This is a genomic window from Streptomyces sp. JK94, from assembly GCF_053613315.1.
Genome location: NZ_JBSICH010000004.1, coordinates 1 through 14,207, shown reverse-complemented (window position 1 = coordinate 14,207; position 14,207 = coordinate 1). Strand labels below are relative to the sequence as shown.

At 73.4% G+C, this 14,207-nt stretch carries 11 protein-coding genes; 5 read left to right on the top strand and 6 right to left on the bottom strand.

Annotation, left to right across the window (positions count from 1 at the left end):
• The first annotated feature begins 52 nt into the window (after window positions 1-52).
• The gene (locus tag ACVV2G_RS03835; protein ID WP_356604686.1) at window positions 53-1,078 is read left to right on the top strand and encodes an ATP-dependent 6-phosphofructokinase; all 1,026 of its coding nucleotides are present in this window, start codon (window positions 53-55) and stop codon (window positions 1,076-1,078) included.
• Between the two features lie 13 nt (window positions 1,079-1,091).
• Here ACVV2G_RS03835 and ACVV2G_RS03830 read toward each other — a convergent pair whose 3' ends face one another.
• From ACVV2G_RS03830 to ACVV2G_RS03820, 3 genes are all read right to left on the bottom strand, one after another.
• Complete coding sequence (locus ACVV2G_RS03830) at window positions 1,092-1,805, bottom strand: helix-turn-helix domain-containing protein (protein ID WP_453841135.1); 714 nt, start codon at window positions 1,803-1,805, stop codon at window positions 1,092-1,094.
• Window positions 1,806-2,015: 210 nt separating this feature from the next.
• Window positions 2,016-2,714 (bottom strand): response regulator, encoded by a 699-nt coding sequence (locus ACVV2G_RS03825; RefSeq protein WP_453841134.1) that lies wholly within the window; start codon window positions 2,712-2,714, stop codon window positions 2,016-2,018.
• A gap of 175 nt (window positions 2,715-2,889) precedes the next feature.
• Window positions 2,890-4,713 carry a sensor histidine kinase gene (locus ACVV2G_RS03820; RefSeq protein ID WP_453841133.1) on the bottom strand — a complete coding sequence of 608 codons (1,824 nt, stop codon included), beginning with the start codon at window positions 4,711-4,713 and terminating at the stop codon, window positions 2,890-2,892.
• Window positions 4,714-4,867: 154 nt separating this feature from the next.
• On the opposite strand from ACVV2G_RS03820, the gene ACVV2G_RS03815 reads away from it, so the two are divergent.
• From ACVV2G_RS03815 to ACVV2G_RS03800, 4 genes are all read left to right on the top strand, one after another.
• Window positions 4,868-6,292, top strand: coding sequence for a cation:dicarboxylate symporter family transporter (locus ACVV2G_RS03815; protein ID WP_453841132.1), 1,425 nt, complete (start codon window positions 4,868-4,870; stop codon window positions 6,290-6,292).
• Window positions 6,293-6,430: 138 nt separating this feature from the next.
• A complete protein-coding gene (locus ACVV2G_RS03810) occupies window positions 6,431-6,829 on the top strand; it encodes a MerR family transcriptional regulator (RefSeq protein WP_453841131.1) in 399 nt (132 codons plus the stop codon).
• A gap of 11 nt (window positions 6,830-6,840) precedes the next feature.
• Window positions 6,841-7,155: a thioredoxin family protein gene (locus tag ACVV2G_RS03805; RefSeq protein ID WP_453841234.1), complete on the top strand. Its 315-nt coding sequence runs from the start codon at window positions 6,841-6,843 to the stop codon at window positions 7,153-7,155.
• Between the two features lie 118 nt (window positions 7,156-7,273).
• Window positions 7,274-9,538, top strand: a complete 2,265-nt coding sequence (locus ACVV2G_RS03800) for a HelD family protein (protein ID WP_453841233.1) — start codon at window positions 7,274-7,276, stop codon at window positions 9,536-9,538.
• 4 nt (window positions 9,539-9,542) lie between these two features.
• Here the strand turns inward: ACVV2G_RS03800 and glgB are convergent, their stop codons facing one another.
• From glgB to ACVV2G_RS03785, 3 genes are all read right to left on the bottom strand, one after another.
• Entirely contained in the window at window positions 9,543-12,107 is a 2,565-nt protein-coding gene (gene glgB / locus ACVV2G_RS03795; protein ID WP_453841130.1) for a 1,4-alpha-glucan branching enzyme, read from the bottom strand.
• A 53-nt stretch (window positions 12,108-12,160) separates the two neighbouring features.
• Window positions 12,161-13,561: a maltokinase N-terminal cap-like domain-containing protein gene (locus ACVV2G_RS03790; protein WP_453841129.1), complete on the bottom strand. Its 1,401-nt coding sequence runs from the start codon at window positions 13,559-13,561 to the stop codon at window positions 12,161-12,163.
• A 99-nt stretch (window positions 13,562-13,660) separates the two neighbouring features.
• Window positions 13,661-14,207, bottom strand: a 547-nt coding sequence (locus ACVV2G_RS03785; protein ID WP_453841128.1) for an alpha-glucosidase C-terminal domain-containing protein, incomplete at its 5' end; no start/stop codon positions are given.

Sequence of the window (14,207 nt, the reverse complement as noted above, 5' to 3'; positions counted from 1 at the left end):
GAACAATTGGACCGGCTCACCGGTGTCCAAAGCGAGCAGGAGACACAGCACGATGCGTATCGGAGTTCTCACCGCAGGCGGCGACTGCCCCGGCCTGAACGCAGTGATCCGGTCGGTCGTGCACCGAGCGGTCGACAACTACGGCGACGAGGTCATCGGCTTCGAGGACGGCTACGCCGGACTGCTGGACGGCCGCTACCGCGCACTCGACCTGAACGCGGTCAGCGGCATCCTGGCCCGCGGCGGCACCATCCTCGGCTCCTCCCGCCTGGAGCGCGACCGGCTCCGCGAGGCCTGCGAGAACGCGGGCGACATGATCCAGAGCTTCGGCATCGACGCGCTGATCCCGATCGGCGGCGAGGGCACCCTGACGGCCGCCCGGATGCTGTCCGACGCCGGTCTCCCGGTGGTCGGCGTGCCGAAGACCATCGACAACGACATCTCCTCCACGGACCGCACCTTCGGCTTCGACACCGCCGTCGGGGTGGCCACGGAGGCGATGGACCGCCTGAAGACCACCGCCGAGTCCCACCAGCGCGTGATGGTCGTGGAGGTGATGGGCCGGCACGCCGGCTGGATCGCCCTGGAGTCCGGCATGGCCGCCGGCGCCCACGGCATCTGCCTGCCCGAGCGCCCCTTCGACCCCGCCGACCTGGTGAAGATGGTCGAGGAGCGGTTCGCCCGCGGCAAGAAGTTCGCCGTCGTGTGCGTCGCCGAGGGCGCCCACCCGGTCGACGGCTCCATGGACTACGGCAAGGGCGCGATCGACAAGTTCGGCCACGAGCGCTTCCAGGGCATCGGCACGGCACTGGCGTACGAGCTGGAGCGCAGGCTGGGCAAGGAGGCCAAGCCGGTCATCCTCGGCCACATCCAGCGCGGCGGGGTGCCGACCGCGTACGACCGGGTGCTCGCGACCCGCTTCGGCTGGCACGCGGTGGAGGCCGCGCACCAGGGGGAGTTCGGCCGGATGACCGCGCTGCGCGGCACGGACGTCGTCATGGTGCCGCTGGCGGAGGCCGTGACCGAGCTGAAGACGGTGCCGAAGGACCGGATGGACGAGGCGGAGTCGGTCTTCTAGCCCCAGGGACGGCCTAGGGATGCTTCTCCACGGCCGCCCAGAAGTTCTCCACGATCCGGTCGAGGAAGTCGCGGCCCGCCGCGCTGGAGTCACCGTGGCCGCCGCCCCAGCCGAGGGTGGCGGCCATGTGCCCCTGGTAGTCCTGGTGCAGGACCTGCAGGACGTTCTCCAGCACGCGCCGGTCCAGCGGCGCCACCTTGGCGACCGGGCGCACGTAGGCCTGCCAGCGGGTGGACACGGCGCTCGACAGCAGGTCGGCGAGTTTCCCCTCGCGTCCCGTGACGGCCACGAAGTCGGGCAGCGCGAGACCGAGCACGTCGGCCAGCGCGGCGGACTGCCGGTCGGTGCCGCGCCAGTCGTCCGTCTCCTCCATCCGCAGGTAGGCGGGGAGCGCGACACCGACCGCGCGCGCCACGTCCTGAGGCGCCGCGCCGCGGGCGATGCGGTGCTCGCGGAGGGTCCGGGGCCGGCCGATCAGATCACCGGGCGAGCACCACAGCACCCCCGCGAGCGCGGTCAGCTCGGCGGCAGCGGGCGAGGCGACCCCGCGCTCCCAGGCGATGACGAGGTCCGTGCTGACGTACGGCAGCCCGTACGACACCCGCATTCCGTGGGCGACGTGTTCGGGCCCCATGCCGAGGGCGGCGCGGAGCCGGCGGGCGGCGAGGGCGTTGAACGGGGGACCCGACGGGTGCGGGTGGGGTGAGGGTCGGCGCACGGCCCACACCGTAGGGGGGCCGGGGCGGGCTTGACTACGGGCTGTTCGGCCGACGATACGGATTGTACGAACCTACGGGGCGTTACGGGCACCGTACGGGAGTTCGGGCACGCCGTCCCGCTCACTCCTCGACCGCCCCGCCCGTCCCCTGCCGCCGCCCCGCACCCGCCGTGGTCCGGTCGGGTCGAGGCGCGCGGTGGAGGACTCGTGGACTCGTGCTCACCGGCCCCGCTCGGCCCCACGGACCCAGCGGTACACCAGCTCCGGCCGCCCCACCTGCCCGTACAGCGGGCTGCGCCCCGCGCGTCCCGCGTCCACCAGGTGCTCCAGATAGCGCCGGGCGGTGATCCGCGAGATGCCCACGGCCTCGGCCACCCCGGCGGCGGTGAGGCCCTCCTCCGCCCCGCGCAGCGCGCCCGTCACGCGCTCCAGCGTCGGCGCGCTGAGCCCCTTCGGCAGGGCGGCTGGCCCCGGAGCCCGCAGCGTGGCCAGCGCCCGGTCCACCTCGTCCTGGCCGCTCGCCTCCCCGGCGGCGTTCCGGAACTCGGCGTACCGCACCAAACGGTCGCGCAGGGTGGCGAAGGTGAACGGCTTCAGCACGTACTGGACGACGCCCAGCGACACGCCCTCCCGCACGACCGCCAGGTCCCGCGCCGACGTCACCGCTATCACGTCGGTGTGGTGCCCCGCCGCCCGCAGCGAACGGGCCAGCTGCAGCCCGTGCACGTCCGGCAGGTGCAGGTCGAGCAGGAGCAGGTCCACCGGCGTACGCTCCAGCACGCGCCGCGCCCCGGCCCCCGAGTGGGCCTTGCCGACGGCCGTGAACCCCGGCACCCGGCCGACGTACAGCACGTGCGCGTCGGCGGCGACGGGGTCGTCCTCGACGACCAGGACCCGGATGAGCTGCGGGGCGGTCACGCGCGGCCTCCGGTGACCGGTCCGCGAGCCGGGAGCCCGGGCACCGGGACGAGGCGCGGCCGACGGCGGGGGGAGGGGGTTGTGGCGCGGGGGTGGGCGGGAGCTGCGACGCGCACGGGGACGAGGGCAGCGACGCGGAGGTGGGCGGGGTCTGCGAGGTGAGCGGGGACGGGGTTCACGGCCTGCCTCCGGTCGCCGGTCTGCCGGCCGGGGTGTCCGGAGCCGGGGCGTCCGGAGCCGGGATGTCCGGGGTTCGGGCGCCCGGAGTCGGGATGTCCCCAGCCGGGGCGTCCGGAGCCGAGGTGTCCGGGGTCGGGGCGTCCGGGGCCGGGGCGCCCGGAGTCGGGGTGTCCGGGGCCGGGGCGCCCGGAGCCGGAACGCCGTCGGCCCCCGTGCCGTCCAGCGGCAGCCTGGCCTCGAAGCAGGCGCCGCCGCCCGTGGCCTCCGTCACGGTCAGGGTGCCGCCGTGCCGCTGGACCGCCTGCCGCACCAGCGCCAGCCCCAGGCCCCGCCCGCCCTCGTCGGCCGGCTTGGTCGAGAAGCCCCGCACGAAGACCAGGTCGGCGTGGGCGGGGTCGACCCCGGCGCCGGTGTCGGACACCCGCATCACCAGTTCCGAGCCCTCACCGCCCACCACGTCGGTGTACGCCGCCACCGTGACCCGCGAGGGCACCCCGCCCTGGGCCGCGTCCACCGCGTTGTCGACCAGGTTGCCCAGGATCGTCACCAGATCCCGGGCGGGCAGGGACGACGGCAGCAGTCCGTCGTCCAGTCGGCTGTCCCGCGACACCACCAGCTCCACTCCCCGCTCGTTGGCCTGCGCCGTCTTGCCCAGCAGCAGCGCGGCCAGCACCGGCTCGCTCACCGCGGCCACCACCTGGTCGGTCAGCGCCTGCGCCAGCTCCAGTTCGGCCGTCGCGAACTCCACGGCCTCCTCCGCACGCCCCAGCTCGATCAGCGAGACGACGGTGTGCAGCCGGTTGGCCGCCTCGTGCGCCTGCGAGCGCAGCGCCTGCGTGAAGCCGCGCTCCGAGTTCAGCTCGCCCGTCAGCGACTGCAGCTCGGTCACGTCGCGCAGGGTCACCACCGTGCCCCGGTGCTCGCCGCCCGAGACCGGCGAGGTGTTCACCACCAGCACCCGCCGGGCCGTCAGGTGCACCTCGTCCACCCGCGGCTCCGACGCCAGCAGCGCACCCGTCAGCCGCGCCGGCAGCCCCAGATCCGCGACGGGGGCGCCCACCACGTCTCCGGCCACACCGAGCAGCTCCCGTCCGCCGTCGTTGATCAGCGCGACGCGGTACCGGCCGTCCAGCATCAGCAGCCCCTCCCGCACCGCGTGCAGCGCCGCCTGATGGTAGTCGTGCATCCGGCTCAGCTCGTCCGCGTTCATGCCGTGCGTGTGCCGGCGCAGCCGGGCGTTGACCACGTACGTACCGACCGCGCCGAGCAGCAGCGCGCCGGCCGCGACCGCGAGCAGGGCCGTCAGCTGCTCCTGCGCCCGCTTGCTGATCTCCTCGACCTTGATGCCGGCGCTGACCAGGCCGACGACCCGGCCGTCGTCCTCGACGGAGGCGACCGCGCGCACCGACGGTCCGAGCGTGCCCGTGTAGGTCTCGGTGAAGGCCTCGCCCCGCTGCGCGCGCTCGATGTGCCCGCGGAAGGGACGGCCGATCTGCTCGGGGTCGGGATGGGTCCAGCGGATGCCCTCCGGACTCATGATCGTCACGAAGTCGACGTCCGTGTCCCGCATGACCCGCACCGCGTACGGCTGGAGCCGGGCCGTCGGGTCCGGGGTGCGGATCGCGTCCAGCACGGACGGCGAGTCGGCGATCGCCAGCGCCACCGACCTGGCCTGCCGCCCGGCCGCCTCCTCGGCCTGCCGCCGGTCGCCGACGTAGGTGAACAGCGCGTACCCGGCCACGACGACCGTTATCAGCACGGCCTGCATGGCGAAGAGCTGACCGGCCAGGCTGCGGGGTCGGGGGACGCGGAGGCGCATGCCGCCAGTCTCCCTCCGGCCGATCGGTGAACTAAATGAACGCAAGGGTGACCGCGCTCACAGCCCGCGAGATAGTCACCGCGTCCCCGAAACAAACCCCCGGACGTGAGCCGCACGCCGGTGATGCCGACGACGTCGTCAGAGGAGGGCCGCCGTGACCAGCGAAGCCGCTACGGCACCTGCCGCACCCAAAGCCAGGCGTGACCGCACGCACTATCTCTACATCGCGGTGATCATCGCGGTCGCCCTCGGGATCACCGTCGGTCTCGCCGCCCCCGACTTCGCGACCGAGCTGAAGCCGCTGGGCACCGGCTTCGTGAGCCTGATCAAGATGATGATCTCGCCGATCATCTTCTGCACGATCGTGCTGGGCATCGGTTCGGTCCGCAAGGCCGCCAAGGTCGGCGCCGTCGGCGGCATCGCCCTCGGCTACTTCCTGGTGATGTCGCTGGTGGCCCTCGCCATAGGCCTGCTCGTCGGCAACATCCTGGACCCGGGCACGGGCCTCGCGGTGACCGACGCGGTCAAGGAGACCGGCCAGGCGCAGGTCGACGCGGAGGCCAAGGGAACCTCCGAGTTCCTGCTGGGCATCATCCCGACGACGATCGTCTCGGCCTTCACCTCGGGCGAGGTCCTCCAGACCCTGCTGGTCGCGCTGCTGTGCGGCTTCGCCCTGCAGGCCATGGGGTCGGCCGGGCAGCCCGTCCTGCGCGGCATCGAGCACATCCAGCGGCTGGTCTTCCGCGTCCTGGCCATGATCATGTGGGCCGCGCCGGTCGGTGCCTTCGGTGCCATCGCCGCCGTCACCGGCTCGGCCGGCGTCGACGCGCTCAAGAGCCTGGCCGTGCTGATGCTCGGCTTCTACGTCACCTGCTTCCTCTTCGTCTTCCTGGTGCTCGGCGCGCTGCTGCGCTTCCTCGCCGGCGTCAACGTCTTCTCGCTCTTCAAGTACCTGGGCCGTGAGTTCCTGCTGATCCTGTCCACCTCCTCCTCGGAGTCGGCGCTGCCGCGCCTCATCGCGAAGATGGAGCACCTGGGCGTCAGCAAGCCGGTGGTCGGCATCACCGTCCCGACCGGCTACTCGTTCAACCTCGACGGCACCATGATCTACATGACCATGGCCTCGCTGTTCATCGCCGACGCCATGGGCACCCCGATGTCGATCGGCGAGCAGATCCCGCTGCTGCTCTTCCTGCTGGTCGCCTCGAAGGGCGCGGCCGGTGTCTCCGGGGCGGGCCTCGCCACGCTGGCCGGCGGCCTCCAGTCGCACAAGCCCGCCCTGGTGGACGGCATCGGCCTGATCGTCGGCATCGACCGCTTCATGAGCGAGGCCCGCGCCCTCACCAACTTCGCGGGCAACGCCATCGCCACCGTCCTGATCGGCACCTGGACCAAGGAGATCGACCGGGACCGGGTGGACGAGGTGCTCGCCGGCCGGGCCCCGTTCGACGAGAAGACGCTGCTGGACGACCACGACCACGACCACGACGCCGTCGGCGCCGTCGGCGCCGCCGACGACGCGGACGCCGCACCGGACCTGCCCGGACCCGGCGGCGAGAAGGAGCTGGCCCGGGCCTGAGACGGCCCGTGCGACGCCCGCACACTCCGGGCGGCTGAGGGCTCCCCCCCGTCGCTCAGCCGCCCGGTCCCCGGCCCCGCGCGTTCCCGCGCGGGGCTTCTTGCCTTGACGTCCGCGTCAGGGCTTACGTTCGTCCGCATGCGAATCGGCGAGCTGGCCGCACGGGCCGGGACCACGACGCGGACGCTGCGGTACTACGAGTCGCGGGGCCTGCTGCCCGCGCGGCGGGCCGGCAACGGCTACCGGACGTACGACGAGGACGACCTGAGGCTGCTGCGGCAGATCAGGACGCTCCAGGACTTCGGGTTCGACCTGGAGGAGACCCGTCCCTTCGTGGAGTGCCTGCGCGCCGGGCATCCCGAGGGTGACTCCTGCCCGGCCTCCCTCGTGGTCTACCGGCGCAAGCTGGCGGAGCTGGACGCGCTGATCGAGCAGCTCTCGTCGGTGCGGGCGCAGGTCGGTGCGCAGCTGGCGCGGGCCGAGGCGGCGGTTCCGGGGGGCCCGGAGCCGAAATGCGAACTGGGAGGACACGCATGACGAACAACGGGGTGCCCGAGGTGTCGGACGCGGAATTCGCCGCGCAGGTGCTGGGCAGCGAGCTGCCGGTGCTGGTGGAGTTCACCGCGGACTGGTGCCCGCCGTGCCGGCAGATGGCCCCGGTGCTCGGCGCCGTGGCCGCGGAGGAGCAGGGCCGGCTCCGGGTGGTGCAGCTGAACGTCGACCGGAACCCGGCGACCACGAACGCGTACAAGGTGCTGTCGATGCCGACCTTCATGGTCTTCCGCGACGGTGAGCCGGTGAAGTCGATGGTGGGCTCCCGGCCCAAGCGGCGGCTGCTGGAGGAGCTGTCCGACGTGATCTGAGCCGCGCTCCCACGCGAAATCCCCCGGGCAATTGCGCCCGGGGGATTTCTTTGCGTATATTCGCTGATTCGTGACTTCAGGGCAATGAGGTCGCGAAGAAGTTCAGTGACCACAGTGTATCCGGGCGGGAGTGGAATTGTCAAACACCGAATTTCCGGACGATGAATTGCGACAGGAGCAGCAATTCATCGACGGACTCTACGCACGCGTGGACGCGCTGCGCGGCGACACCGAGGTCTCGGTGACGGACGCGCTCGCGCAGGGCGACACCCCCATGCAGGCCCGGCTGGAGCGGGACATCCTGGTCGCCGAGCGCTCGGGGCTGCTCGCCGCGCTCAACGCGGTGGACGGCTCCCTCTGCTTCGGCCGGATCGACCTCACCTCCGGGGCCGGCCACCACATCGGCCGCATAGGGCTGCGGGCCGACGACGCCGAACGCACCCCGGTCCTCATCGACTGGCGGGCCGACGTCGCCCGCCCCTTCTACCTGGCCACCGGCCACACCCCGATGGGCCTGCGCCGCCGCCGGCACATCGCGAGCGAGGGCCGCCGGGTCACCGCCCTGCACGACGAGATCCTCGACCTCGGCGACGAGACGCGCACCGGCCACGAGGACCCGTCGGGCGACGCCGTGCTGCTCGCCGCGCTGAACTCCGCGCGCACCGGCCGCATGGGCGACATCGTGCAGACCATCCAGGCCGACCAGGACCGCATCATCCGCGCCCCGCACCGCGGCGTCCTGGTCGTCGAGGGCGGCCCCGGCACCGGCAAGACCGCCGTCGCGCTGCACCGCGCCGCCTACCTGCTCTACGAGCACCGCGCACTGCTCGCCAAGCGCGCCGTCCTCATCGTCGGCCCCAACCCCGCCTTCCTCGGGTACATCGGCGAGGTGCTGCCCTCCCTGGGCGAGACCGGCGTGCTCCTCGCCACCGTCGGCGAGCTGTTCCCCGGCGTGAAGGCCACGGACACGGACCCGCCACAGGCGGCGGCGGTGAAGGGCCGCGGCGACATGGCGGACGTGCTCGCCGAGGTGGTCCGCGACCGGCAGGCGCTGCCCGACCCGGTGATCGCGATCGAGCACGACCGCGAGATCCTCATGCTCGACGACGACCTGGTCAACGTCGCCCGCGAGCGCACCCGCGCCGCGGGGCTGCCGCACAACGCGGCCCGCGAGCACTTCGAGGGCCACATCCTCAACACCCTCACCGACATGGTCGCCGAACGCATCGGCACCGACCCCTACGACGGCTCCAACCTCCTCGACCCCAGCGACATCACCCAGATCCGCGACGAACTCGCCGAGAACCCCGAGGTCTGGTCGGCCGTCGACCAGCTCTGGCCGCGGCTCACCCCGCAGCGCCTCGTCGCCGACTTCCTCGCCGCTCCCGAGGGTTTCCTGTCCGCCGAGGACGCCGCCGCCGTCCGCCGCCCGGTCACCCGGCGCTGGACCGTCGCCGACGTGCCCCTGCTCGACGAGGCGGCCGAACTGCTCGGCGTGGACGACCGGGTCGCCCGTACCCGCGCCGAGCGTGAGCGGGAGGAGCAGATCGCCTACGCGCAGGGCGTGCTGGACGTGTCGTACGCGTCCCGGACCCACGAGTTCGAGGACAGGGACGAGGAGGAGGCGGAGGTGCTGTCGGCGCACGACATCATCGACGCCGAGCGGTTCGCCGAACGCCAGGAGGAGGACGACCACCGCAGCGCCGCCGAACGCGCCGCGGCCGACCGCACCTGGGCCTTCGGGCACATCATCGTCGACGAGGCGCAGGAGCTGTCCCCGATGGCCTGGCGGCTGCTGATGCGCCGCTGCCCGACCCGCTCGATGACCCTGGTGGGCGACCCGGCGCAGACCGCGGAGGCGGCCGGTGTCGGCTCCTGGTCGAAGATCCTCGCACCGTACGTCGAGGACCGCTGGGAGCACACCCGCCTGGGCGTCAACTACCGCACCCCGTCCGAGATCATGGACGTGGCGGCGGCCGTCGTCCGGGCCGGCGACCCCGCGTTCGCGCCGCCGCGTTCGGTGCGCTCCACCGGCGTACGGCCCTGGATCCGCGCCACCGGCGACCTCCCGGCCGCCGTCGCCGAGGCCGCGCGGGAGCTGTCCCCGGACGAGGGGCGCCTCGCCGTGATCGCCCCGCGCGAGCTGCACCGGGCGCTCGCGTCCCGGCTGGAGGGCGTGACGGCGGGCGCCGAGCCGGACCTCACACGGAGCGTCGTCCTCCTCGACCCGCGGCAGTCCAAGGGCCTGGAGTTCGACTCCGTCCTGGTCGTCGAGCCGGGCCGCTACGGCACCAGCGACCTGTACGTGGCCCTCACCCGGGCCACCCAGCGGCTCGGCGTGCTGCACACCGAGCCGCTGCCCGAGGGCCTGGCGGACGCGTGAGCGGCTAGGCCGGACGCAGCCACACCGTCGCCAGGGGCGGCAGGGTCAGCCGGATGCTCGCCGGCCGGCCGTGCCACCCCTGCGGCTCCGGCTTGACCGGGTCGGGATGGCCGACGTCGCTACCGCCGTACCGCGCGGCGTCGGTGTTGAGCACCTCGTGCCAGGCGGGGACGTCGTCGGGGACGCCGAGGCGGTAGTCGGGGCGGACCACCGGCGCGAAGTTCGACACCGCGAGCAGCGGGGTGCCGTCGGCGCCCAGCCGCAGGAAGGCGAGGACGTTGTCCTCGGCGGCGTCCCCGACCACCCACGCGAACCCAGAGGGGTGGGTGTCGCGCTGCCACAGCGCGGGCGTGGCCCGGTAGACCGTGTTCAGGTCGCGGACCAGGTCCAGCACCCCCCGGTGGTCCGCCGCCGCCCCGTACTGCGGGTCGAGCAGCCACCAGTCGGGGCCGCGCGCCTCGGACCACTCCGCGCCCTGTGCGAACTCCTGGCCCATGAAGAGCAACTGCTTGCCGGGGTGGGCCCACATGAAGCCCAGGTACGCCCGCTCGCTCGCGCGCTGCTGCCACCAGTCGCCCGGCATCTTCGACACCAGCGACTTCTTGCCGTGCACCACCTCGTCGTGGGAGATCGGCAGCACGTAGTTCTCGCTGTACGCGTACACCATGGAGAAGGTCATCTCCCCGTGGTGGTACTTGCGGTGCACGGGCTCGTGGCTCATGTAGGCGAGCGAGTCGTGCATCCAGCCCATGTTCCACTTCAGCCCGAACCCGAGCCCGCCGAAACCGCTCGGCCCCTCGTGGTGCGTGGCCCGCGTGACCCCGTCCCAGGCCGTCGACTCCTCCGCGACGGTCACCACTCCGGGCACCCGGCGGTACACCGTCGCGTTCATCTCCTGGAGGAACGCCACCGCGTCCAGGTTCTCCCGCCCGCCGTGCTCGTTCGGCGTCCACTGGCCCGGCTCGCGCGAGTAGTCCAGGTAGAGCATCGAGGCGACGGCGTCGACCCGCAGCCCGTCGATGTGGAACTCCTCGCACCAGTACACGGCGTTGGCGACCAGGAAGTTGCGCACCTCGCGCCGCCCGAAGTCGAACTCCAGCGTCCCCCAGTCGGGGTGCGCGGCCCGCAGCGGGTCGGAGTGCTCGTACAGCGGACGTCCGTCGAACTCGGCCAGCGCCCAGTCGTCGCGCGGGAAGTGCGCGGGCACCCAGTCCATCAGGACGCCGATGCCGGCCTGGTGGAGCCGGTCGACCAGGTATCTGAAGTCGTCGGGCTCGCCGAGCCGGGCCGTGGGCGCGTAGAAGCCGGTGACCTGGTAGCCCCAGGAGCCCCCGAAGGGGTGCTCGGCGACCGGCATCAGCTCGACGTGGGTGAAGCCCAGGTCCGCGACGTACGCCGGCAGCTGCTCCGCGAGCTGTCGGTAGGTGAGGCCGGGCCGCCAGGAGGCCAGGTGCACCTCGTACACCGACATCGGCGCCTCGTGCGCGGGGGCCTCCGCGCGGCGGGCCAGCCACGCGTCGTCGCCCCAGGTGTAGTCCGAGGTGTGCACGACGGAGGAGGTGGCCGGCGGGACCTCGGTGCGGCGGGCCAGCGGATCCGCGCGGAACGTGCGCGAGCCGTCGGGCCGGGTGATCTCGAACTTGTACAGCTCACCCGCGCCCACGCCCGGCAGGAACAGCTCCCACACGCCGGTGCCGCCCAGCGAGCGCATCGGGTGACCGGTGCCGTCCCAGAAGTTGAAACCGCCGGCCACCCGGACCCCGCGCGCGTTGGGCGCCCACACCGCGAAGCGGGTGCCCGCGACGCCCTCGCGGGTCGTGGGATGCGCGCCGAGCGCCTGCCACAGCTGCTCGTGCCGCCCCTCGCCGATCAGGTGCAGGTCCAGGTCGCCCAGGGTGGGCAGGAAGCGGTACGGGTCCTCGACCTCCTGGACCGTCTCCTCGTACGTCACGAGCAGCCGGTAGGCCGGGACCTCGCCGAGCGGCACGAGGCCCGAGAAGAACCCGTCCCCGTCGTCGTGCAGCCCGGTCCGCAGCTCTCCGGACAGGACGGTCACCGCCCGTGCGCCGGGCCGCAGCGCCCGGAAGACGACTCCGCCGGGCACCCGGTGGGCGCCGAGCACGGCATGCGGGTCGTGGTGCGTGCCGGCGAGCAGCCGCTCCCGGTCGACGGCGTCCGGGGAGGGCGAGGAGGGCGAGGAGGGGGAGTCGGCCGGCTCGGGCACGGCCGCCGTCCGCGCGGTGTCGCGGGCGGCCGTGCTCCCGGCCGGCCCCTTCTTCGCGACGGCCTTCTTCCCGGCCGCGGTCTGCTGCGCGGCCGGCGCCTTCCTCGCCGCCGCCCCCTTCTTGGCCGCCCCCTTCTTCTCCGCCGACGTCCTCCCCGCGACGGCCTTCTTCCCGGTGGCCTGTTTCGCGGCGGCCTTCTTCGTGGTCGCCTGCTTCTCGGCCGCCTTCTCGGCCGCCGCCTTCTGCGGCGGCGCCGGCTGTCGCGCGGCGCTCTTCTCCTCGGCCGTCTTCTTCGGGTCGGGACCGCTGGACTCGGGGCCGCTGGACGAGGGGCGGGGGGTCACGGGCGGGGCCTCCTGGGCGAAGTGGGATCAGGAAGGACGAGCGGGGGGCGGTGTCATGCCGGGTCGGGCGTGGACAGGCGCCGGACCGCGGCCATCGGCACCGCCAGCCAGTCGGGGCGGTGCTGGGCCTCGTACAGCACCTCGTAGACCGCCTTGTCCGTCTCGTGGGCGCGCAGCATCACCGGGTCGGTGCGCGGATCGACGCCGCCGACCTCCGCGTACCCGGTGCAGTAGGCGGCCCGGCAGCTCTCGGCCCAGCCCGGCACGGGGGCGTCGGCCGCGTGCGCGGCGTAGTCGAAGGAGCGCAGCATCCCGGCGACGTCGCGCACGGGCGGCTGCGGCATCCGCCGCTCCGCCAGGGGTTTCGCGGGTTCCCCCTCGAAGTCGATCAGTGACCACCGGCCGGAGGGCGAGCGCAGGCACTGCCCGAGGTGCAGGTCGCCGTGGACGCGCTGCGCGGTCCAGGTGCGGCCCTCGTCGGCCAGGTCGCCCAGTGCGCTGAAGGCGGTGCGCAGCGCGGGGGCGTACGGCCGCAGCAGGGGCACCGCCCGGGCGGCCTCCTCCAGCCGTGCGGTCATGCCGTCGGCGAGCTGCCGCATCTGGCCGTGACCCAGGGTGACGGTCGGCAGCGCGCGGGCCAGCGCGGTGTGCACCTCGGCGGTGGCCCGTCCGAGCGCCCGCGCCTCGGCGGTGAAGTCCTCGCCCTTGGCCAGCTCGCGCAGGGCCAGCTCCCAGCCGTCGGCCGCGCCCTGCACGAAGGGCTGGAGCACCCCCAGCACCCAGGGCCGGCCGCCCAGGTCGGCCACCATCCAGCCGGCCGGCGCCGGCACCCGGGGGCAGCCCGTGCGGGCCAGCGCCAGCGGCAGCTCCAGGTCGGGGTTGACGCCGGGCACGATCCGGCGGAGCAGCTTGAGAATGAACGTATCTCCATAGACGACCGACGAGTTCGACTGCTCGGCGGTCATCAGGCGGGGGACCAGCCCCGTGCGGATCTCCTGGTCCCGGTCCCGCTCGAAACGAAGCCCGCCGACGCGGGCCTGGGTGCGCAGCGCCTCCAGGAGCACCTCGGCGGGCCTGGTGTCGTGCAGGGCGTCGTAGACGGTGCGGCCGGCCAGCGGGCCCCCGGTGACGTGTCCGATGAGCGCGGGCGCCAGCCGGGGCGGCAGCGCCTCGCGCGCGCCTATCAGGAGCTGGTAGCAGTCGCCGGGCTCCTCGGGCGCGCCGGCACCCGGTACGAGCTGCTGGTGGGCGCGCACCAGCACGTGGTGGAGGCCGAGGCGGGAGTCGGCGGGGAGCAGCTCGGTGGCGGCGACCAGCGAGAACCCGGTGACCGGGCGCCCCTTGCCCGCGAACCAGCGCTGCCGTGGCAGCCAGTCCCGCAGGAGTGGATCGAGTGACGCAAGGAGGCCCGGCGGGCTCGTGCTCGTGACGGTGCGTATGACGGCTTCCGACATGGCGTCGCGTCCTTTCCCCGGGTCGACGGGGTGTTACTGATGCGTGCCCCGGGCGGGGCGGCAGAAACCGCCCCGCCCCGGGGTTCGGGGCCGTGCGGCCTATACGGCGTCCTTGCGGAGCCGGAACCAGTAGAAGCCGTGGCCCCCGAGGGTCAGCAGGTACGGCAGCTCGCCGACCGCCGGGAAGCGGACCCCGCCGAACAGCTCGACCGGATGGCGCCCCTCGAAGGCGCTCAGGTCCAGCTCCGTGGGCTGCGCGAACCGGGAGAAGTTGTGGACGCACAGCACCAGGTCGTCCTCGTGCTCCCGCAGGAAGGCCAGGACCGCGGGGTTGGAGGACGGCAGCTCGGTGTAGGTGCCGAGGCCGAAGGCCACGTTCTGCTTGCGGATCTCGATCATGCGCCGGGTCCAGTGCAGCAGGGACGAGGGCGAGGCCATGGACGCCTCGACGTTCGTCACCTGGTAGCCGTGGACCGGGTCCATGATCGTGGGCAGGAACAGCCGGCCCGGGTCGGACGACGAGAAGCCGGCGTTGCGGTCGGGGGTCCACTGCATCGGCGTGCGGACGGCGTCGCGGTCGCCGAGCCAGATGTTGTCGCCCATGCCGATCTCGTCGCCGTAGTAGAGGATCGGCGAGCCGGGCAGG

Excerpts from the sequence above, each read along its gene's own strand:
- ACVV2G_RS03835 (WP_356604686.1), top strand. The coding sequence starts at position 53 with ATGCGTATCGGAGTTCTCACCGCAGGCGGCGACTGCCCCGGCCTGAAC.
- ACVV2G_RS03820 (WP_453841133.1), bottom strand. The coding sequence starts at position 4,713 with ATGCGCCTCCGCGTCCCCCGACCCCGCAGCCTGGCCGGTCAGCTCTTC.
- ACVV2G_RS03810 (WP_453841131.1), top strand. The coding sequence starts at position 6,431 with ATGCGAATCGGCGAGCTGGCCGCACGGGCCGGGACCACGACGCGGACG.
- ACVV2G_RS03790 (WP_453841129.1), bottom strand. The coding sequence starts at position 13,561 with ATGTCGGAAGCCGTCATACGCACCGTCACGAGCACGAGCCCGCCGGGC.